The organism is Hippea sp. KM1, from assembly GCF_000526195.1.
In the GTDB taxonomy this organism is placed as follows: Bacteria; Campylobacterota_A; Desulfurellia; order Desulfurellales; family Hippeaceae; genus Hippea.
In genome coordinates this window covers 358,723-380,693 of the sequence record NZ_JAFP01000001.1, presented here as the reverse complement: position 1 = coordinate 380,693, position 21,971 = coordinate 358,723, and the positions used below count along the sequence as shown (strand labels likewise).

At 39.1% G+C, this 21,971-nt stretch carries 15 protein-coding genes and 2 pseudogenes; 10 read left to right on the top strand and 7 right to left on the bottom strand.

The genetic code is table 11. The features are described 5' to 3' along the window. Position 1: 1 nt before the first annotated feature. Complete coding sequence (locus tag D891_RS0101980; protein ID WP_025209368.1) at positions 2–1,441, bottom strand: M48 family metalloprotease; 1,440 nt, start codon at positions 1,439–1,441, stop codon at positions 2–4. Between the two features lie 116 nt (positions 1,442–1,557). Then, positions 1,558–4,743, bottom strand: coding sequence for a type I restriction endonuclease subunit R (locus tag D891_RS0101975; protein ID WP_025209367.1), 3,186 nt, complete (start codon positions 4,741–4,743; stop codon positions 1,558–1,560). Between the two features lie 153 nt (positions 4,744–4,896). On the opposite strand from D891_RS0101975, the gene D891_RS09815 reads away from it, so the two are divergent. From D891_RS09815 to D891_RS0101965, 3 genes are all read left to right on the top strand, one after another. Continuing rightward, on the top strand, positions 4,897–5,067 hold the full coding sequence (locus D891_RS09815; RefSeq protein ID WP_156919041.1) for a hypothetical protein: 171 nt from the start codon (positions 4,897–4,899) through the stop codon (positions 5,065–5,067). After that, entirely contained in the window at positions 5,064–5,936 is an 873-nt protein-coding gene (locus D891_RS09105) for an IS256 family transposase (RefSeq protein ID WP_051453545.1), read from the top strand. The genes D891_RS09815 and D891_RS09105 overlap by 4 nt, the downstream gene beginning before the upstream one ends. Positions 5,937–6,005: 69 nt before the next feature. Next, positions 6,006–7,673, top strand: a complete 1,668-nt coding sequence (locus tag D891_RS0101965) for an IS1634 family transposase (RefSeq protein WP_025209366.1) — start codon at positions 6,006–6,008, stop codon at positions 7,671–7,673. On the opposite strand, the gene D891_RS0101960 is transcribed toward D891_RS0101965, so the two are convergent. From D891_RS0101960 to D891_RS0101940, 5 genes and pseudogenes are all read right to left on the bottom strand, one after another. Then, the gene (locus D891_RS0101960) at positions 7,640–8,302 is read right to left on the bottom strand and encodes a restriction endonuclease subunit S (RefSeq protein ID WP_025209365.1); all 663 of its coding nucleotides are present in this window, start codon (positions 8,300–8,302) and stop codon (positions 7,640–7,642) included. The two genes, D891_RS0101965 and D891_RS0101960, sit on opposite strands and share 34 nt — an antisense overlap. A 42-nt stretch (positions 8,303–8,344) precedes the next feature. Continuing rightward, positions 8,345–9,334 carry a virulence protein RhuM/Fic/DOC family protein gene (gene rhuM, locus D891_RS0101955; RefSeq protein WP_025209364.1) on the bottom strand — a complete coding sequence of 330 codons (990 nt, stop codon included), beginning with the start codon at positions 9,332–9,334 and terminating at the stop codon, positions 8,345–8,347. Positions 9,335–9,337: 3 nt separating this feature from the next. Continuing rightward, positions 9,338–10,123, bottom strand: a pseudogene (locus D891_RS0101950) (N-6 DNA methylase); the annotation flags it as partial. 78 nt (positions 10,124–10,201) lie between these two features. After that, positions 10,202–11,374 (bottom strand): IS3 family transposase, encoded by a 1,173-nt coding sequence (locus D891_RS0101945; protein ID WP_025209023.1) that lies wholly within the window; start codon positions 11,372–11,374, stop codon positions 10,202–10,204. 130 nt (positions 11,375–11,504) lie between these two features. Further along, a pseudogene (locus D891_RS0101940) lies at positions 11,505–12,263 on the bottom strand (type I restriction-modification system subunit M); the annotation flags it as partial. Between the two features lie 231 nt (positions 12,264–12,494). Here D891_RS0101940 and D891_RS0101935 point away from each other — a divergent pair. The 7 genes from D891_RS0101935 (at position 12,495) to D891_RS09810 (ending at position 21,873) form a co-directional block, all read left to right on the top strand. After that, the gene (locus tag D891_RS0101935) at positions 12,495–13,928 is read left to right on the top strand and encodes a GNAT family N-acetyltransferase (RefSeq protein WP_025209361.1); all 1,434 of its coding nucleotides are present in this window, start codon (positions 12,495–12,497) and stop codon (positions 13,926–13,928) included. Then, entirely contained in the window at positions 13,922–15,118 is a 1,197-nt protein-coding gene (locus D891_RS0101930; RefSeq protein WP_025209360.1) for an MFS transporter, read from the top strand. Before D891_RS0101935 ends, D891_RS0101930 begins: the two co-directional genes overlap by 7 nt. Position 15,119: 1 nt before the next feature. After that, entirely contained in the window at positions 15,120–16,463 is a 1,344-nt protein-coding gene (locus D891_RS0101925) for a hypothetical protein (RefSeq protein ID WP_025209359.1), read from the top strand. A 3-nt stretch (positions 16,464–16,466) separates the two neighbouring features. After that, entirely contained in the window at positions 16,467–17,774 is a 1,308-nt protein-coding gene (locus D891_RS0101920) for a phenylacetate--CoA ligase family protein (protein WP_025209358.1), read from the top strand. A 1-nt stretch (position 17,775) separates the two neighbouring features. Then, positions 17,776–18,897, top strand: a complete 1,122-nt coding sequence (locus tag D891_RS0101915; RefSeq protein WP_029951909.1) for a LuxE/PaaK family acyltransferase — start codon at positions 17,776–17,778, stop codon at positions 18,895–18,897. A 3-nt stretch (positions 18,898–18,900) separates the two neighbouring features. After that, the gene (locus D891_RS0101910) at positions 18,901–21,600 is read left to right on the top strand and encodes an aldehyde dehydrogenase family protein (protein WP_025209356.1); all 2,700 of its coding nucleotides are present in this window, start codon (positions 18,901–18,903) and stop codon (positions 21,598–21,600) included. A gap of 114 nt (positions 21,601–21,714) precedes the next feature. After that, positions 21,715–21,873, top strand: coding sequence for a DUF6364 family protein (locus D891_RS09810; protein WP_156919050.1), 159 nt, complete (start codon positions 21,715–21,717; stop codon positions 21,871–21,873). Positions 21,874–21,971 lie beyond the last annotated feature (98 nt).

Here is a 21,971-nt window from a genome sequence, read left to right as displayed (position 1 = left end):
ATTAATTAGCAAAATGTTTAACGATAATCTTGACCAATTGCCCCCTCTTTAGTCTTGTCTGCGGAGAGGAACCGTTTATAAGATAGATGGTCTTTCTTAAATCCTTTTCAACCCCAAACCTATCCAAAAATCCAGAGAATGTGCTATCCCTTCTTACCCTTACGATTTTTATATAGCTGTTTTTTATGTGTATCCTTCTTGGATCGGACAGATAACCAAAGCTCAAGGCGGGCACCCTCAGGGCACCTCTAAAGGCTGCAAATTTGTTGTATGGGCATCTTGTAAGAAAAACAACCCTCCTGCCCCTAAAATCTATGGCGTATAACCCCTCCACAACCAAACTGCCGCTATTGGTAAGCTTGTAAGCCTCATAGGCTCTGAAGCCGCCTATTGTGAGCCATCTGCTTTTGATAACCTTACCGTTTCTTAAAAATCTATCAACCAGGGCAGTTATCCCCATGCCGCTTAATGAAACCCTAATATAAACACCACCTGAATTGGGCGGGAAGATGACAATAAAGTTTCTGCGGTCTATGAGTTTGAATCCATGGGGTATGCGAAACCTAAACCTCATTAAGGGGTGGAAATACCAGCCCCCATCGACATAGCCGTATCTTTTGTCTTTCCCAAATAGTATCCCGTCGATATGCCTTAGGTATCTGTTGTCGCCGACAATATAATAAGGCCTTTTTGCTATCGCCCGCCAATGCTTGGCAAATTCTGCTATCTTCTCCTCCCTGTGCGGAAAAGATGGATGCGTCGATAGAAACTCGCCCAATACACCACCTCTGTGTTCAATCCTCTTTAGCTTTTCAAACAACCTGGCCATCTCCATGGCATCGTATCCTGCAAGCGTCGCATATTCAACACCCAAATAGTCTGCCTGATACTCCTGATCCCTGCTAAAGCTTAAAAAGAGCAAGTTGCCGCCTATGGCCACAAACGGGACTATCTTTCTGAGCTTCTTTGAGCTGGATGCAGCTACACCCAAACCCAGATTAAACAACATCTGCCTTGTCATCATAACGGCGCCGTGGTGTGCATTGATATGGCCAAGTTCATGCCCTAAAACACAGGCAAGCTGGGCTTCATTATCTATATAGGCCAATATACCGCGGGTTAGATAAACATAACCCCCGGGAATGGAAAAGGCGTTCACATCGTAAGAGTCCAGAATGTTGAACGAATAGGAAAATCGCTTCTCCTGGACATACTTCAATAGCCTTTTGCCGACACTCCTTATGTAATCATTAAGGCCATCATACCTATAAACGCCTATCTCTTTTATGATCTTCTTGTTTTCCGAAGAGCCGAGTGAAACCTCCGCAGATGGGGGCAGTAAATTCAACTCCTTCCTATGGGTTGCAGGGTTCGTTATGCAAGAAGAAACAAAAAATAAAACAAACAGTATCAGCAAACCACCCTTTAGCTTATGCTGCATCCAACCCTCCTATTGTTCTATAACACATCTAATATTTTAGCTTTATGTAAAGAATAAATCAAACAATCAGTCTATTTAACTTCTAATAAACCTCAAAACATTCACAGCAGCGCAAATCAAGCCTTTACCAGTTCTCCTGCAATCAACTCAGCCTGTTCTAAAACCGTTTTTGTTGCAAGTTGCTGCATATCTGGCGGATATCCATATTGCCTTAGAGTTCTTTTCACTATTACCTTCAACTTTGCCCTTGCACTTTCCCTAATTGTCCAGTCAATCGTAGTATTCTTTTTTACCCTATCATATAATACTGCAGCAAGCTCTTTTAGTTTTTCCTTGCCCATCAGCTCTCTTGCACTTTCATTATCTGCGACAGCACAGTAAAAAGCATATTCATATTCAGTCAACCCCATTGCTTCTGGTTCTTTACCCGATTTTTCGATTTCTTTTGCTAAATTAATTAGCTCTTCAATCATTTCTGTGGCAGTAATAATTCTATTATTATATTTTCTAATCAAATCTTCCAGAGATTCCATCAAAGATTTACTTTTAACAAGGTTTTTCTTGATCCTACTTTTGATTTCATCATTTATAAGTTTTTTCAACACTTCAATTGCTATATTTTTATACTTCATCACCTTGATTTCTTCCAAAAAATCATCTGATAAGATGGAAATATCGGGCTTTTTAATGCCTGCAGCATCAAAAACATCTATTACACCATCAGAAACTAAAGCCTTATCTATAACCTGTTTTATGGCAGTTTCTATTTCATCCAAGGATTTACTTTCACTCTTTCTATCAAATTTAACTAACCTTGCCTTTATCGCCTGGAAAAACGCAACTTCTTCTTTTATTCTCATCGCCTCTGGGTATGGAACAGCAATGGCAAAAGCTTTGGAAAGTGCCGTAACAGCGTCAATAAACCTTTTTTTACCGTTTTCAAGCCCCAATATGAAATCTTCAGCAGCAAGAATAATTGATAATTTCTCCGAAGTTTCAGCGTTAAAATATTTAGTATAATCAAATCCAAACATCATATCTTTTACCACTTCATGCTTCTCAAGCATGATTTTAACAGCTTCTTCCTGCAATTTTGCCGGATCACCTTTACCACCGCTTTCAGCATAAAATGATAAAGCTTCCTTTAAATCAGCAGCAATTCCCAAATAATCTACAATCAAACCTCCGGTTTTATCTTTATAGACCCTGTTTACTCTTGCAATTGCCTGCATTAAAGTATGACCTTTCATAGGCTTATCAATATACATTGTGTGAAGAGGTGGCACATCAAAACCTGTTAGCCACATATCAACCACAATCACGAGCTTTAATTCATCATCAGGATCTTTAAATCTATCAGCAAGGATTCTTCTTTGTTCTTTCGTCAGATAAAATTTTGCTATTTCAGGTTCATCAGAAGATGATACCGTCATAACAACTTTGATTTTCCCTCTTTTAAGTTCGTCGCTGTGCCAGTCAGGACGTAGTTTGACAATTTCATCGTAAAGACGAACAGCAATGTTTCTTGTCATTGCCACTATCATCCCTTTTCCATCCATCACTTCCAGTCTCTGTTCAAAATGATTTACGATATCATCTGCAATCTGCTTAATCCTTGATTCACTACCAATTATTGCCTCAAGTTTAGCCCATTTGCTCTTTGCCTTTTCTATTTCAGATAACCCTTTTTCATTTAATTCTTCTTCATACTCTTCGATTAACTTTTTCCCTTCATCTGAGATATCAATTTTAACAAGCCTGCTTTCATAGTAAATTGGCACAGTCACGCCATCTTCAACCGCATGGGAAATGTCATAGATATCGATATAATTTCCAAAAACAGCGGGAGTGTTTCTATCTGTTTTTTCTATCGGTGTACCTGTAAAAGCAATATAAGTTGCATTTGGGAGAGCATCTCTTAGATATTTTGCAAATCCGTATTTTATTTCACCGGTTTCTTTATCAATTTTAGCTTTAAACCCATATTGTGTTCTGTGAGCTTCATCGACAATTACGATAATATTATCTCTTTCCGATAATGTTTCATAGATATTGCCATCATCAGGCCAGAATTTATGAATAGTTGTAAAGATAACCCCACCTGCATCTACTTTTAAAAGTTCTTTTAAATGCTCCCTTGTTTCAGCCTGCACAGGCTCCTGTCTTAAAAGCTGTGTTGCCGCAGCAAAAGTATCAAAAAGTTGATCATCCAAATCGTTTCTATCTGTAATTACAACAATAGTTGGATTATCAATAGTCTGTATTATTTTACCAGAATAAAACACCATCGATAATGACTTGCCTGAGCCCTGAGTATGCCAGATGACACCTGCCTTTTTATCACCTTCAGGTTGTGATTCTACATCAGGTAAACCATACTCTCCCGGCTCTTCTTTTAAAGGTATAATTTTATTTTTTCCAATTGCTCTGATAGTGGACTTAATAGCCTTATTTACTGCATAATATTGATGATATGCTGCTATTTTCTTTGTGATTCTAACGATTGTCTGGCCCTGTTCATCTTCTTTTTTTGATTTATCAAAAAGAATAAAAAACCTTATGTAATCAATAAGTGTTTCTTTATTCAATAACCCTTTTATTAAAATTTCAAGCTGACTCATTAAATGAGAAGCTTCCCTTTTACCATCAATCGATTTCCATGCCATAAATCTGTCAAAACCAGCGGACAAGCTTCCCATCCTTGCTTCAAGCCCATCCGAAATAACCAAAATTTCATTATAGGTGAAAAGAGAAGGTATTGTTTGTTTATATGTTTGAATCTGATTGTATGCTGACTTTATTGTAGCATTTTCATCTGCAGGATTTTTAAGTTCCACTACAACAAGCGGTAATCCATTGATAAAAATAACAACATCCGGTCTTTTATTTATATTATTTTCAATAACTGTAAACTGATTAACCACTAAAAAATCGTTGTTTTCGGGATTTTTAAAATCAATAAGCCAAACTATATCGCCCCGTTCTTCCCCATTTTTTCTGTAAGCAACTTTTATACCTTCAGTGAGCATTCGGTGAAATATCTCATTATTTGCAATTAAATCAGGTGTGTTTATTTGAGCAAGCTGTTTTATGGCGTCATCAATAACATTTTCTGCTAAATCAGGATTTATATTTTTTAAAGCAGTTTTTAATCTATCAAGCAAAATTACATCTTCAAAAGATTTTCTAAGCGGATTTTCACCATCCGGGGCAATATCTGGCCCAAATAGATAATCGTATCCTTGATTTTTTAAAAGCTCTATTGCAAAGTTTTCGATAGAAGATTCGGTAAGGTTAGGCATAGTTATAATCATCCTTTCGTTTTTTAATGTTTATTTCACTTTACGAAATATTTTCTCTCTCTATTTTTAAGGTAGTGTACAATATCTTGTGTAATCCCTAAGGATTGGGTATCCTCCAAGGGACAACACCCAATCCCCAGGAGGAGGTTTGAAATGACAGAACTGAAAAATGTCCTACCAGACCTCATAAAAGAGGTGGTAACACAAACCCTATCGGCTATTATGTTAGCCGAAAGAGATGTATTTGTCAAAGAACATGGTGGAATGAAAAATGGATTCTATGAGAGGAGTTTGGATACGACCATCGGAAGGCTTGAGAATTGAATTTAAAGATTCCAAGGGACAGAGAGGGGAGATTCAGAACAAAGCTTATAGAACCATACAAAAGAAGGGATATGGATCTTGAGGATCTAATCTTAGGGATGTTTGCCTCTGGAATGAGCTTAAGATCTGTATCACAAGCCTTGGAGAGTATATTTGAACTAAAGTACTCACCTTCAACAATAAGCCAGATATCCCAGATTACCGAAGAGGAGATAAACAGTTGGAAAAAGAGGAAACTAAAGAAAAGATACACACTGATAATGCTCGATGGCATGTGGCTATCTGTCAGGAGGAATACTACAGCAAAAGAGGTCGTCCTTTTCGTTTTAGGGATAGATGAAAACGGCTACAGAGAGATACTTGACTTTGAGGTCAACCCCTCTGAGGGAGTAGAAAGCTATTCTGAGATAATAAGAAGACTGTATGAGAGGGGAGTAAGAGAGGTTCTCCTCTTTGTGGCAGATGGCGTTGTTGGCCTTGAGGAGAGGATAAAGGAGTACTTTCCAAAAGCAGATTTTCAATCATGCATAGTTCACAAAATCAGGAACACTTTAAGCAAAGTAAGAGCCAAAGACAGGAAAGAGATAGCAGATGACCTAAAAAGGATATATCAGGTTTCAAACAAAAAAGAGGCTTTAAAAGGATTTGAGATATTCAAGAAGAAGTGGAGCTCCAAATACCCCAATGTAGTCAAATCTTGGGAGAGGGAGCTTTATAAACTCCTTGCATTTCTTAAGTATCCTGAGCCTATCCAGAGGGTTGTATATACGACAAATTTAATAGAGAGAACAATAAAACCCCCCTTCCGCACCCAAACCTCCATTTTAACCAAACCCAAATGCACAGTAAACGCACAGAGCGAAAAATAATGAAAAGGGTTGTAAAACAAATGGAACAGAAAATGCTTTCACCTACCCCTAAAAAGAGGGGGTATTCAAATGACACAGCAAAAGGCAGTTATCAAGAACATGGATCACTTAGGACTGATAGCCGGTATGATAGATGAACTGAAGATTAAAGAAACCATAGATGATGCAATACCATCATCAAGTAAATCAAAGAACCTAAGCTACGGTGAAGCAACAAAGGCAATGATCCTTAACGGTCTTGGTTATGTCAACAAACAGCTCTACCTAACACCACTCTTTTTCAAGGATAAACCACTAAAGAGACTATTTGGAAGGGATGTTGATTCTTCATGGTTCAACGATGATGCACTGGGCAGAACATTAGATAAACTCTTTGAATACGGCGTAAGTGAGCTATATGAGAAGATAGCATCCAAAGCAGTTAAGATACTGAACCTTAGACCGTCAACCATACACTTAGACAGCACAAGCTTTCATCTTGATGGCAAATATCCTAACCAGGAGATGAAAAGAAAGGGAGAAAAAGACTATGAACCAACCCCAGTTTTTATCACACAGGGATACAGCAGAGACCACCACCCAGAGCTCAACCAGGTGGTGCTTAACCTCATAGTGGAGCACAAAGCAGGCATTCCTGCATGGATGAAACCAGCAGATGGCAATCAGATAGACGCAGAGGCATTTGCCAATATAGTGAAGGAGCATATCAACTCTTTAAGAAGAAGAAGTGCAAACAATACAAAAACAAAGGTAATAGCCGATGCTGCTCTCTTTAGCTCTAAAACAATGAAGGAGTTTAAAAAGAACGGTATGCTTTTCATCTCAAGGGTTCCATCAAAACTGAAGAAGGCAAAAGAGATACTCAGAAACCACAATGAAGGGGAATTTATCCAGCTTGATGAGAACTATCAAGCTATCCCATATATAGTAGATTATGAGGGAATGAGACAGAAATGGGTTCTGTATAAAAGCAGCTATGCTAAATCAAAAATGGATAAAACGATAAAGAGAGAGTATCAAGAAAAAGAAAAACAGGAAATGAAACTCATTGAGAAACTGCAGAGGAGAAGATTTTTCTGCGAAGCTGACGCAAAAGAGGTACTTAAAGAAAAAACAAGTAAGTTAGAGTGCCTAACCATAACAGAAGCTAAACTCATATCAAAGCCCAAATACAAGACAAAAGGAAGACCAAAATCGGATGCCAAACCGGATTACTATGAATACTACTGGGTTATAGATACCAAACCAAACAAAGGGTACATAGAACAGAAGCAGAACCAAAAGAGTGGTCTTTTTATCCTTGCAACCAATGACATGAAACTATCAGAAAAAGAACTGCTTGATGAGTACAAATCACAACAGAGGATAGAAAGGGGCTTTAGGTTTCTAAAATCACCGGAGTTTCTAAGTGATGCCATGTTTTTGAAAAATCCAAAACGCATTGAAGCAATGCTTATGATAATGACTATATCCTTACTTGTATATGCTGCCTTGGAATACAGAATAAGAAGTGAGCTTAAGAATAAAAACAAGACCTTTCCCAATCAGCTTGGGAAACCCATTCAGAACCCAACAGCAAGGTGGGTGTTTGAGAACTTCTTTGCCATACACCTACTTATTCTAAACAACCAAGAACAAATTGTTGGGTTGGAAGATAAGCATAGGCTAATACTGGAGCTGTTGGGTGGAACTTATATGGGGTTTTATGGTATAAATGGAGGGAGAGGTGCGGAATGAGGGGTATAATCATTTTCTATTTTTTCTTTCCCCCAATCTCCACCCAAAGTTTTTTCTATAAAATCAATAAAAGTTTTTTCTTTCCAACCTTCAGGTAATCCATTTTTACAAGGTTCTATAAACCACTGTCTAAAAAGTATTTCTGCCATTTGTTCTAATGTTTTGTTCTGGCGGTGGAGCAGGTCTATTTTATTATCAAGAGACGAAAGGACTCCTGCAATCGCCTTTTGCTCTTTTATATCCATGCAAATTTCAACCTCAATTGAGTTTAATAGTGTTTGAGTAATTAGTGGATGGCTTGATCCTAATGCAAATTGATTTAAATCTAAATTTTTTAAGAAATAATATATGAACTTAGCATTATTTCCAGCTTTTGATTTTGCAGCAAGAGCATTATCAGAAATCCAAATTGGTCTATCTTCAAAATAAACTGACCCACAATAAGCACCAACCCGACCAATAATGATTGTTTCTCCTTCATAATTATACTTATCGCAATATCCTAATATACCATTTCCTCCATATATTGGGATATTACCCATTGTCTTTGGGCGCACTTTACCATTACCAAAATTCAAAACTTCCCCTAACTTTACCTTTTTCCACCCTTCAGGTATTTTCTCACTCATCAAAAGTCCTCCGTTTCACATTTAATCCTTCATCCTTTCTTTTTATCCTTCAAAAGATATAAAATTCATTATCAATTTTACTAACTGTTCTTTCTGCTCTGGCGGACTTGCCGCTACAAGATAGCAAATAGCTGTCAAAGTATTGCTGTTAAATTTGGTGAAAAGTTCTTCTTGGGATAGGTTCTCATATAAAAATTGTAAAAATAGAAGCGCTCCAATTCTTTTGTTTCCATCAACAAATGGATGATTTTTTATTATTAAATAAAGCAGATTTGACGCCTTTTCTTCAAAAGAAGGATAGAGCTCTTTACCACCAAAACTCTGGTAAATTGTGTTTAGTGCGCTTTTAAAAAGTCCTCTGTCTCTTTCTATTCCAAAAATTTCCGAAGCTTCATTTCTTTTTATAAGATATTCTTTTAGCTCTTTTACTGCGGATTTTGCTTCCTCATAACTTATCTTTTTTCTCTCTTTTCTTGTGATTTTAGTCTCAATCTTTCCTGTGTCATATTCTTCAATCCATTTCCAGACTAAAGCATATTTTTCTATAATTTCAAGCAAACCTTTTGCTTCTTTTGCAGTAAGGGAAGGTGTGTTTATATTATCTTTTATAAACTTTATTGTACTCTCAAGTTCTTTTAATTTTTCTTTGGTAAGCCTTTTTTCATTTATTGCATACCCTTTTATTAAGTAATTTTTCAAAACATTAGTTGCCCAGATTCTAAACTGAGTTGCTTTTTTAGAATTAACGCGGTAACCGACAGCTATGATTACATCAAGGTTATAATAAGTAATTTGTCTTTTTACTTTTCGTGTACCTTCATTTTGAACTGTTTCCATTTTGGAAACAGTTGAATCAGGTTCTAACTCTCCTGATTTAAAAATATTTCTAATATGTTTTGATATCGCTGCTTTTTGAACATCAAACAAGTAAGCAATTTGATTAAGACTCAGCCAAATCGTCTCCTCTTTCAGCTGAACTTCAATCTTTTTATCCTTATCTTCAAAAATAACCAATTCATTTTCATAACTCATATTTCATCCTTCAGAATTTATTTCTATTTTTTCCAGATTTTCCAAAATAAGTTTATTCAATCTTTCCTCTTCTTTTAACTGCTCCAAGAACTCAGCTTTTAACTTTTTAAATCTTTCTTCAAAATCAAAATCATCTTCTTCATCAGGAAGGCCTACATACCTTCCTGGAGTAAGCACATAATCAAGTTCTCTCACCTCTTCAATGGTGGCAGATTTGCAAAAGCCTTTGATATCCTCATAACTTTCATCATCTTTCTGCCATTTATGGTAAGTATCAGCAATTTTTCTTATATCTTCAGGTGTTAAAACCCTCTGTCTTCTGTTAATCAGCTCTCCCATATCCCTTGCATCAATAAAAAGGATTTGCCCTTTTCTGGTGGTTTTGTTTTTTCTTAAAAACCATAAAGAAGCTGGTATTTGAGTATTCAAAAAAAGTTTCGAAGGTAGATTTACGATACAATCAACGATATCATCCTCTATCATGTTTTTCCTAATCTCATATTCAGCTGTTTGTTTTGTGGTCAAAGCACCTTTAGCCAAAACAAAACCCGCTTTTCCGTGGGGTGCAAGATGAAAAATAAAGTGTTGTATCCATGCATAATTTGCATTTCCTGCAGGAGGAACTCCATATTTCCATCTAACATCTTTTCTGAGTAATTCACCACTCCAATCACTATCATTAAAAGGTGGATTGGCAATTACAAAATCCGCTTTTAAATCTTTATGGGCATCATTTAAGAATGAACCTTCCGGATTCCATTTAACCTGCGATGAGTATATTGCCCCCACTTGTCAAGTCAATTCTTCCCATTTCCCTTTTCCTTCTCTCTCCTTAACCCTCAGTTAACAGGACTACTCACCTCCTTTTCAAGCAACTATGTTTTCTTTTGTTTCTGACATACACCCATATACCTCAAAAGGCGTCTTATATCCAATAGCAGAGTGTAATCTCTTGCTATTGTAGGTGTGTATGTATTCATCTATTCCAGTTTTTGCGTCTTTGAATCTCTCATAGCAGCTTGGATAGATATTCTCCTGTTTTAAGCTTCTGAAGAACCTCTCCATGTGTATGTTGTCAAAACACCTGCCCTTGGCATCCATGGATATGGATATGTTGTGTTTCTTTAGAAGCTCTATTGTCCTGTTTGAGGTGTATTGGCTCCCCTGGTCAGAGTTGAAGATATCGGGTCTTCCGTATTTTTCTATAGCAGATTCTATAGTCCTTACAACAAGTTCATCATCCATTGTTGGTGATAGTTTGTGTGATAATACAGCCCTTGATTTTAGGTCCATTATGACGCACAGATAGGCAAAGCCCTTACAGAGCCTGATGTATGTGATATCTGAGACCCATACCTGATTGGGCTTTGTGGGTATTATGTCGTTTAGCAGATATGGATAGGCCTTTGTGTTCTTATCCAATTCTGTTGTTTTAAATCTCTTCCTTTTGGGATATAAAGCCCTTATGCCCATAATCTTCATGAACCTTGTTATTCTTCTCTTTCCCACATTATCAAAGCCTTTTCTTCTCAACTGGTGGTATATCCTTCTGTATCCGTAGTATGGAAACTCTGTGTATATCTCATCAATGGCATTCATGATTTCTATGTCTTCTTCTGAAATCTCTGGCTTGTTCTTGTAATACAGTGTAGACCTGTTCATCCCTAAAAGCTCTGTTTGCCTGGTGATTGAAAGGTTTTTGAGCTTGGGCTCCACCAGGCTCTTCTTAGTCTTCAAGCCCAAGCTCTTTAATTTTTTTAATACCCAGTCCCTTTCTATGGTAGCCTGACCCAATGCTTTGGATAGAGCCTCAATTTGGGATTCCTTCTCTCTTATCTCTTCCTTATACTTCTTTGCCGGGACAGCATTCTCAAAGGCTAAGGATGCATTCTCCAAAAACTGCTTCTTCCACTGATGTATGGATTTAGGTAATATGCCGTATTTGGATGCAATCTCACTTACACTCTTGTCACCTTCCAACAACTCTAAGACCACTTTGGCCTTAAACTCAGAAGAAAACTTTCTGTGTTTCTTTGACACAACAACCTCCTCAAATCAATCAAACTTTTAAGACTAAATCAGATTTAAGAACATCTGATTACTTCTCAAATCTTATCAGATTTGAGAAGAGAAGTGTTCAAAAATCTGATGAAGTTTACGGGGGCATTATAGAGTCAATACTCCTTATTGCAAGATTCATTTTACAGAGACGCCATGTTGTTTGATTGCTTTCCTGGCCATAAATTGAAATATCACCTATTTTTCCTTGATGTTCTTTGACAAATTTCTCAGATTGAACGAACATACCACCAGAACCACAGCAAGGGTCAAAAACCCTGCCTCTATAAGGTTCAAGCATTTCAACTAATAATTCAACAACGCTTCTTGGAGTGTAAAACTGCCCCCCTTTTTTTCCTTCTGCAAGTGCAAATTGACCAAGAAAATACTCAAAAACATGTCCTAAAATATCTGCACTTTTCTCCTTTGCTTCATCAAATGCCACATTACTGAACAAATCGATAAGACCACCAAGGCTAATTGGATCAAGATTACCTCTGGAATAAACTTTAGGAAGTACACCCTTGAGTGAAGGGTTTTCTTTTTCAATTAACTCCATCGCTTCATCTAAAATCTTTCCAATCTCAGGTTTTTTCGCATTTGCCTTTAGATATCCCCATCTTGCTTTTTGGGGAACATAAAAGACATTTTCGGCTCTGTATTCATCCACATCTTCAGGGTCAGCTCCTGCGTATTCACCTTCACCTTTTTTTAGCTTTTCATATAAATTTTCAAAAGCATCGGAAATATATCTTAAGAATATCAAACCCAACACTACATGCTTATATTCAGCAGCATCGATATTTTTTCTTAGTTTATCTGCAGCTTTCCAGAGTTTCTGCTCAAATGATTCCTCATTTTTCATCATCATACCTCCTATTTACACATCCATCGCTCTTTTCAACAATCAAGCTCTTCAATATTTATAAACCATAAAACAAACCGATACAACTTTTTATTCTATAGCCAAACCCTATGTTTGACTCCACAGGACCGCAATCAACCATTCACCCAAAAACTCAACTATTTTTTTGACTTTCCCAGCTTTAGACACTAAACTTTAAGTATAAATATTTCACAAGAAATATTTATAGGGGTAGTGATGATAAACTTTGAATTATCAGTGCAGGATGATTTGGTCTCGTTGAGGATCGTTCAGTCCTTTATAGTTGAATCGGCCAGGGTCTCTGGCTTTGAGAAAGAGGAATTGGACCGATTCTACTTAATAGCCGAAGAGGCGTTTTCCTATGTCTTGAGGCTTCTAAAGGCCGACAAAGAAAGTAGAATAATAAGGATTATTACAAGGATAGATCCAAAACACTTCATAGTTTCATTTTTTGATAAGGGCATACCACTGCCCAAAGCCGATGAGTCAAACGAGACAGAAAAACTTAGCCTAAGCCTCATACAGGCTTACTGCGACAGGCTCATCTGGGTTAACCACGGCAAAGAGGGCAAGGAGCTAAGGCTTCTGTTTAACAAACCACAGAAGGATATAACCCAATACGAGATGTTATTCGAGCAAGAAAGTGAAGAAGAGCCGTCGGATGAGATTTATATTGAGCCATTAAAACCAAAAAATGCATATCAGGTTTCAAGGCTAATTTACAAAACCTACGGTTATAGCTATCCAAACGGCGATATGTATTACCCCGAAGTGATAGAGGCGATGAACAAGAGCAAGGAGCTTATCTCCATAACGGCCATTGACAAAAAATACGGCAAGGTTGTCGGGCATTATGCGATAGAGAAGCTATCAAGCAAATCGGTGGCCGAATTGGGGCAGGCGGCGGTTGACCCTGCATATAGGGGTAAGAAGCTTGCCAAAAGCATGCGCAAGAAATTGGAAGAATTAGCTTTAGATTTGAAGCTAAAGGGCATCTTTTCACAGCCTGTAACAAGCCATACAGGAACGCAGAAGATCAACGAGGAATTCGGCTCTAAGGCCTGCGGCGTGTCGTTTGGCTTGGTTCCAAAGGAGTTCAACTACAAGAAAATGGAGATAAAGCCTTTATCTGAGCGTGAAAGCTGCATCTTGTACTTTAAGCCGCTTGCATCTGAAAAAAGGCTTGTCTATCTACCCGAAAAACACAGCGCAATTATGAAAAAAATCTACGGCAACTTGGACTTTGAAACAGAAACACCGTCTAAGCCCTTATACGACAACGAAAGCCTTATAGACTCAAAATACAACGCACCGTGGGGATTTGGAACGATAAATGTCCTCAGCATAAGCAAAAACCTATCAAAGGAGATAAAAAGCGCCTTCAACCGCTTAAGACTCTCAACCCAGGCCGAGGTTGTATTTTTGAATATACCGCTAAACGATGCACCTTTGGATGAGCATATAGACAAAATTGAGGAGATGGGTTTTTTCTTCTGCGGCGTTGCCCCGTATATCTTAGACGGCAAGGATGCAGTTAGGTTTCAATATTTAAACACGCTGATAGACACAGACAGAATTAAGGTTTACGGCAGTTTTGCAAAAGAGCTGTTTAACTATTCTGTTTCTATGATGAAGAGGGTTTTGTGGTAAATGTATTTAGTTCCAACCGTTATTTTTTGAGATACTTCCTATCCCGCTTTGTATCCCGCATCGGCGACGGCATTCATTCGCTTGTGCTTTTGTGGATAAGCTACAAATGGAGCCATTCGGGTCTTGTTGTCGCCCTTGTTATGGTATCGTTCAGCCTGCCTGCTGTTTTGGTCTTTCCATTTGCAGGCTCTTTAGCCGATAGGAAAAACCGCGCAAGGATAATGGTTGCAACAGACATTATTCAGTCAGCCTGCACATTTGCTTTGGCATTTCTTGCCTATTATCACAAACTAAATCTGTTTTACCTTATGTTTTTTACATCGATTATGTCTGTGGCGAGTGCCTATTTTATGCCGGCATCGATGTCCATAATACCCCAGATTGTAAAAAAAGAAAACATAACTCAGGCAAACGGCATAGTCCAAACCACATCAAGCTTCAGTATTGTTTTAGGGCCTATAATAGGCGCAGGGCTGATTGCATCAATCGGCGTTCCGCTTGCATTTTTATCAAACAGCTTTTCCTTTTTGCTTTCGGCTTTTTTCTTGTGGGGCATAAAACTAAAAAAAATGGAAACCACAGCTGTGAAACTATCCTTTTTTGAAACAATTAAGGACGGTTTTAGAACGATAAAAAGCCAGCCGATAGCATCAAAACTATTGGATAAAACAGCCGTTATAAACTTCTTCTTTGCCGCAATAACGATTGTCATACCAATATTTGCAGGCAAAATCTATCACATGGATTCAAAAGGCATAGCAGCCATGATGGCATCCTACGGTTTCGGTATGTTTAGCTCATCCATAATTTTAAGTTCAATAAAAATAAAAGCCCACCCGAGGGATGTTATTGTCTTTTCGATTTTTTTGGTTGGGTTGATGTTTGTAATATTCGGCGAGATTCACTATTTTTACATAACGCTTTTAAGCCTGTTTTTTATAGGATTTTTCTTAAACGCTGCTAATGTGCACCTGTTGTCTTTGTATCAAACAAGACTGCCTGCCAACCTGCTTGGCAGGATTATGTCGTTTTTGAGCGCCATCTCTATGTCTCTATCGCCGTTGAGCTATGCTCTAACCGGTGTCTTTATAGACCTTGTGGGTCTTAGGTGGGTTTTGCTCCTAAGCGGTGTCTTTATTGGCATAAACGCCGTAAGGATAGGCTTTATAAAAGAGCTGAAGGAGGCTTGATGTGGACAGATTTGCCCTGTTTGAGGATGTAAAATCAAATGTGGAGGCTTACAGACAATTCCTAAAAGATTCTAATGTCGAAAATGTCAAAGAGTGGGATGATATACCGATTATGACAAAGGAAAACTACCTTCTGAAATACGACATAGAAAAGACAACAAGGAAGGATGGGATGAAAAGATGCTCCCTAATCGGTGCTTCAAGCGGGTTCTCAAAAACGGGCAGCGTCTATTGGTTGAAACAGGCAGATGATGAGGAAAAGTATTTAAAAGCCATTGAAGAATCATTCAAAGCTCTCTACTCAATAGATAAAAAAAGAACGCTTGTTATTGTCTCTTTGGCTTTTGGTATGTGGATTGGCGGGATGCAGTTGGCTTGTGCTATGCGCAGCCTTGCTTCCAAAGTCGATTATCAATTAACAACCGCTCTTCCGGGGCTTGACCTAAAAGAGGGTGAGCAAATCGTCAAGAGGTTTAAAAACAGCTTTGACCAGTTTATCTGGATAACAAACGCATCCAATGTAAGCATCATCTATTCGCTTTTAAAGGACGATAAAGACCTGCTTGAGGGATGCGTCTTTTTTCCCGTTGTGGGCGAGTATTTCTCAGAAAGCTTTAGAAAAGATATTGCTTTAAAATTCGGACACAAAAGCGATGCTGTAGCACTCTGGACGGGTTATGGCTCTGCAGACACAGGAGACTTGGGCATGGAGACGAAAGAAACAATCGGTTTAAGGCGGTTTTTGCTGGAAAACTCCGCTTTATGCAGAGAGCTTTTTGATACGGACGATCCGCCGATGATAATGAAAAGGACAAGTAGTGCGTTTGTTGAGATTATAGACGGCAGTATTGTTGTTACAAAGGATCAGCTTATACCCCTGATTCGCTACGATACGAAGGATTCTGGCATTTTGCTTGAAAAAGGAGAATTTGAAGGCAAAATTCCTAAAAGTTTATACCAAGGCCTTCCCGATGAGATGATATGCATATTCGGCAGGGTTTCAGACAGCGTCGTCTTTTACGGCACAAATCTGAAAATCCCCCAAATCGGCAGGTTCTTCTATTCACTAAAAGAGCTAAAATACAGCGGTGTTTTTGAGGTTGAGCAGAAAAAGATTGAAGGCATAGACACATTCTACTTCACCGTTTACACAGACGGCGAAAACAAAGACAAAGAGAAATACTGTAAGGATAAGCTTATTGAGTTCTTAAAGTCATACTCTCGTGAATTCAACGCAAAATACGACAGCCTAACAAAGGCTGCAGATATAGAGCTTATCAATGTTGAGATTAAGGAAATCTCTCAAAAACAGGCAGTGAAAAAACACAAGTTCATAAAGGGGTAAGATATGATTTTTGAGTATTACGATTTTAACAAGCAGCTTGAAAAGGCAATAGATATATTCAATGCAGCAAAAAGCAAAAGCGGGTATTTTAAGGAAAAATACAAAGGATTGGGCGAGATTAAAAGCTATGAGGATTGGCTGAAGATTCCTTTTCTTAGCCGTGATGAGATAAGAAACAACGCCTATCCCAACACAAAAGCGATGCTCACAGTGGATATTGAGGATATGATTATCGTATCAACAGGCGGCACAAGCGGTGTTGCCCGCTTCAGCAGTCTTACGCACGATGAGTGGGATAAATTTGCTTTTGTTCAGGCAAATGCCTTAAAGGTACTCGGAGTAAATAAAAAAGACATTGTTGCAAACTTGTTTGTGGCTGGCAATATGTGGCCATCGTTTCTTGGCGGTCATGAAATCATAAAAGAGATAGGTGCTGTGCATCTGCCCATATCGGCAATAACCGATTTTGATAAGCTGATTTATTACTTTGAGCTGTTTAAACCAACTGTAATTTTGAGTATTCCAAGCCTTTTGATTTACTTTGCAGACACGCTTTTGAAAAAGGGTAAAAAATTTGACAGTGTCAGAATGATTCAGTTTGCAGGTGAAAACTTAAGCGACAACGCAAGAAAACTGCTTAAAGAGGCATTTGGTGATGTTGGATTAAGGGCTGCCGGTTATTCAAGCGCAGACTGCGGTCTTATGGGGTATCAGTGCAAGAGGTGTGCAGCAAGCGAATACCACATACCGACCGATTTTCAATTCATAGAGATTTATGACTTTGAAAAGGATAAACCGTGCGATGTCGGAGAGTTGGGAGAGGTCGTTGTTACCAATCTGGGCAGAATATCATCTCCTGTTATACGCTATCGAATCGGAGATATGGGCTATATAAAAAAGGAAAGCTGCTCCTGCGGTGATAAAAATCCGCTTATTGTCCTAAAAGGCAGGGCTGGTGAGGATTTTAAATTTGGCGGCGCCTATGTTTCGATGGGTCAGATTGAAAAGTGCTTCTCTGAGTTTATCTCAAAAGACGGGATAAGCGCAAACTATCAGGTGATAATCGACGAAATAGACGATGGAAAGACGAGTTTCATTTTAAGGATAGAGTCATCAGAGCCTCAAAACAGCAAAAAGTATGCTGATTTGATTAAAGAGAACCTAAAAAATGAGATTCCGCTGTTTAAAGAAGCGGTCGATGTTGAGTTTATAAAGGTTTTTGAGGTTGAGTTTGTCGAATTAGGAAGCTCAGAAAGAAGCCCCATAACGGGCAAAGTTAAGCGTTTGATAGACAAGAGATTTGGGAGTTAGTATGAAGTGGATTGATAAACTGTTTGAAATTGAGGATGCCTTCTGCGACACAAAGGAGTGTAACGACATATTCTTCAATGCAATGAAGGAGGCTTTTGGGTTTCACTATAAAAACAGCGAGATTTACAGAAACATCTGCGAGCAGGAAAATTTTAGCTTTGACTCTATAGGCTCAATAGATGAGCTTTACAAGCTGCCCCACATTATTGTCGATGCTTTTAAGTGGTATGATTTGCTCTCTATCGACAAATCGCAGGTGGTTGCGACATTTACATCAAGCGGAACAAGCGGACAGAAAAGCCATATCTCTTGGGATGAGGCATCAAAGAACAGGCAGAGCAAGATGAGGGAAAACATTGTAAAAAGCTATGGGCTTGTGAGTAAAAAGCCCGTGAATTACTTGATTTTTGCCTATTCGCCAAGGGTTTCTCAAGGCAAGGGTGCAGCCTATGCCCATCAGATGTATTCAACATTTGCACCGGAAAACGAAAAGTTCTTTGCCATAGATGCCGATGAAAATTCAAATGCAAAGTTTTTTCTGGATAAAACCATTGAAAAATTGAAAGAATTTGCAAAAAACTCAATGCCTTTAAGGATTATTGGGTTTCCCGCTTTTATCTATGAGGCGCTGCTTAAGATGAAAAGCGACGGATTGAAATTGAACTTCAACAAAGAAAGCCTGATTATCATAGCAGGCGGCTGGAAGACAGCACAAAATAGGGCTATTCCCTTTGATGAGTTTGCCGAACTTACAAATGAGTTTTTGTCGATTGATAAATCAAGAATAGTGGATATTTACGGTTTTGTGGAGCACGGCGTTCCTTATATGACATGCTCAAAGCACCACTTTCATATTCCGATTTACTCAAAGGTGTTTATCAGAAAACCGGGGACTTTAGAGGTTTTGGGCGAAAATGAAAGAGGGCTTTTGCAGGTTTTATCGCCTTACAATTACGCTCAGCCTGCGATATCCGTTTTATCGACCGACTATGCAGTGCTGAATTCCAACTGCCCATGTGGAATAACTCGTCAATATATCGAGTTAAAGGGCAGGGCTGGTGTGAAAAAACATGAGGGATGCGCAATCAGTGCAACAGAACTTTTAAAGGCAAAAAAGAGGTAGATTATGGAGTTTTATCTGTTTGGAGAGATAAGGGATTTTGGTATCCTAAAGCCATCCGATATGCAGTCAATTGTTGATAGGGCAAAAGCTTTAAAAAACGATGCTGCAAAACTAAAGGTCGATGATATTGTAGATGTGCTTGATAGGGTATCGAATGCTTGGGCTGATGAGAATTACAAATACAGGAAGACAGCTTTGGATGAGCTGCCCTCAAGAATTGGATTCAGTAGAAGAATGGTTGAAGAGGGTATAAAAACTATGTGCTCACTTCTATCAAGAGGCGGTATGACAGCAAGGCTCAATGCCGATTTGGGCGATAAGAACTATCTGAATGAGTGGACTTACAACAGCGCCTTTAAGGGTTTGATTAAGGCTGAGCCGCTTGGCGTTGTTGGACATGTCTCGGCGGGCAATGTCTTTGTCGGCGGTGTGGACAGCCTGATTCAGGGGCTTGCAACGAAGAACATAAACATAATGAAGATGTCAACTCTTGATCCTATATTCCCCATCCTTTTTGCAAAAAGCCTAAAGGAGCTTGACGATACGGGGATTCTGCACAAGGCTATGGCGCTTATCAACTGGAAGGGCGGAACTGAAGAGATTGAAAACATTATAAAACAGAATTTAGATGCCATTGTGGTTTACGGCGGCTCAGAGACCGTTATGTCATACAGAAAGAATCAGGGTTTACACTGCAAACTCATAGAGTATGGGCCAAAATACAGCTTTGTTGTTGTGCAAAAGGATGAGCTGTTCAAACGCGGCATAGAAGAGACGGCAAAGTTCATTGCCCGTGATGCTGTTATGTGGGAGCAGTCTGCCTGCTCATCCCCGCATGTGGTTTATGTTGAAGGAAAAGAGCTTGCAAAGAGGATGATGGTTGAGATAGGCAGGGCGTTTGATTTTTGGGGTGAAAAGTTACCCCAGGGAATAGTGTTTGAAGATGAGGCTGTGGAAATTACAAAGGTCAGGGAGCTTGCCAAGGTTGCAAAGGCTTTCGGGACGGGTGATTACTACTTTTCAAAAAACTCACTTGCAAGCGTTATCTATCAGGACTCTGCTGAGTTTACCATATCCAATCACAACCGAACACTTTTTGTAAAACCGGTCGAAAAAGTGGACGATGTCGTGAAAGTCGTTGAACCTATGGGGCAGTTTGTTCAAAGTGTTTCTATTATTGCAGATAATGAGAAAGCAAAGGAGCTTGCGGATAAACTGGCTTTGGTCGGTGCAGACAGGTTTGTTGATGCAGGAAAAATGGCGGTTAGAAAGCACGGAACACCGCACGACGGAACGAGGGGGCTGTCTGAGCTTGTCAGATGGGTTTCACTGGCTCGTGATGAGCTTGATGCAGGCTGGGATATCACAATTCAAAAGCACTGCTACGACGAGAAAGAGGACTATTTTGATTATCTGCCCGATGATGAAAGGGATGAGCTGACGCTTAAAAGGTTAAGGTTAATTGTCGATTATGCCAAAAAGCACTCACCGCTTTTAAGCAAAAGATACGGCGGTATAAGGATAAATTCATTTGAGGATTTTGAAAAACTGCCCCTAATGGTGGGTGATGATTACAAAAAATATCTGCCGCCTCCGCCTCATGGTGAGGGTTTATTGACCGATGAAGCTTCTGGCGGATATGTCTTTTCAAGCGGCGGCACAACAGGAAAACCTAAAGTGGTTTACAGGACCTTTGAGGAGCAGTGGTTTAATGCTTTGAAGCTGGGCAAGGGCTTGAAACTGTCAATCTTTGACGAAAACGATGTGGTGGCAAATCTGCTTTTTGCAGGTAATATGTGGGCAAGTTTTGTGTCATACAATATGGCGCTTGAGTTCACAGGCTGCAGGATTCTGCCCATTGGCGGCAATTTGAAAATGGAAGAAATTGTAAATAATTTAAAAATATTCGGTGCAAACGGCTTTATAACGATACCGTCTGTGGCTTTATCTGTTGCTGAGTATGTTGAGCAGAACAAGATAGATTTAACCATTGAGAAAATCGTAACGGGTGGTGAGCATCTCTTTAAGGAGGCAAAAGAGTATTTAAGACGGGTGCTTGGTGTTAGAAAGTTTGCATCAACCGGCTATACGACAAACGACACGGGAGCCATAGGGTACCAATGTAAATACCTAAAAGACGGCCTGCACCATGTCCATGAGGACTTGCACTATGTCGAGATTTTGGATGATGAAGGCAAGCCGTGCAAGCCCGGAGAGATTGGGCGCATTGTTGTGACGAACCTGCACAGAAAGCTTATGCCGACGATTCGATATGAGGTTGGAGATTTGGGCAGGTGGGTCGATATGGACTGCCAATGCGGGCGCAGAACAAGGGTGTTTGAGCTTTTGGGAAGAAGCGATGATGTGTTGATTATAGGCGGCGGCAATATTCATCCTGAGGTTGTGGCTGAGGCTGTTTATGAGGTTAAGGGCTTGAGCAGCCACTTCCAACTTATTGCAGAAATCTTGGATAAGAAGGATAGGTTAAGGGTAAAGGTTGAGGCCATGAGCGATAATGAGAGTGGCTACAAAGATATGGCTGAAAAGCTAAAAAAGGCCATATACGACAAATCAAAAGAGATGCGGGCGATGTTTGAGAGGGGCTTAATCAACGATGTAGCCGTTGAGGTTGTAAAGCAAAACGAAATAGAGAGAAACCCACGAACCGGCAAAATCAGACTTATCGTGGATGAAAGAATCTAAAACCATTTTTTCACTTACGAGGTGCAAGAAATGGGGATGAGTTTAAGAATAAACTTGTAGATTCCGTCATTTAGGCGTATAATATGCCTAAAATCTATACGGCAGGGGTATGCCATGAAGGCAAAGCTGACCTTGAGGCTTGATGAGGATGCAATTAAAAAAGCTAAGTTATACTCCAAAGAAAAGGGAGAGTCGGTCTCTTCACTGGTTGAAAAGTTTTTTAAAAGCTTTGATGCCAAGGAAATAAAAGAGCAAACCCTTCCCCCCCCATAACAAGAAAACTAAAGGGTTTATTGAAAGATAAAAAGCTTTCCGAAGAAGACTATAAAAAATTCCTTGAGGAAAAATATCTGTGAGGGTTTTGTTTGATA